Origin of the sequence: Kribbella sindirgiensis (genome assembly GCF_004331435.1) — a bacterium.
GTDB classification, from domain to species: Bacteria; Actinomycetota; Actinomycetes; order Propionibacteriales; family Kribbellaceae; genus Kribbella; species Kribbella sindirgiensis.
Window position 1 is genome coordinate 1 of the sequence record NZ_SJKA01000049.1, and the last position, 515, is coordinate 515.

General features: G+C 65.4%; 1 protein-coding gene. It reads right to left on the minus strand.

The window, feature by feature from the left end; genetic code table 11:
- Positions 1-449 (minus strand): DUF222 domain-containing protein (locus E0H50_RS42690; RefSeq protein WP_131297165.1); only part of this gene is annotated, 449 nt, incomplete at its 3' end.
- Positions 450-515: the final 66 nt, after the last annotated feature.

Genomic DNA, 515 nt, shown 5'->3' on the forward strand with positions numbered 1-515 from the left:
GCGGCCTTGCGCAGATCGGCGGGGGCCAGGTGGCGCCCCAAGCGGACGAGTTCTTGTTCGGCGAAGTCGAGGTCGGCGACCGGGACGGTGGTCGGGACCTTTTCCAGGGCGGTCACGATCGCTTCGGCCTGCGCCGGCCGCAACGCCACGACAGGTATCTCCCCGTCCTCGGCGAGTTCGGGATCGGGCAGCGCCGCAACAACCGCCGCGTACTTGGGCAGAGCGCGGGCCAGTTTCACGTCGCGGTAGGCACGGGAGTGGTCGAGCCGGTAGCGGAATTCTATGTATTGGACCGTGTCGCGGGCACCGACTCGTTCGGCGTACCCGGAGTTGTCCATCGCCCCGATGAGACGCAGCCGACGGGTCTCGATACGCGCCAGGTCCGCGTCGGCCTGGTCGAGAGCGTGCACCAGTTCGGCGTCGCTCATCAACTCAGGCGGCTTGTCCATGCATCAAAGCCTAGACACCCCCACCGACAGTTTTCAAAGCCAGAACCCCTTATTTTCAAGGGAATC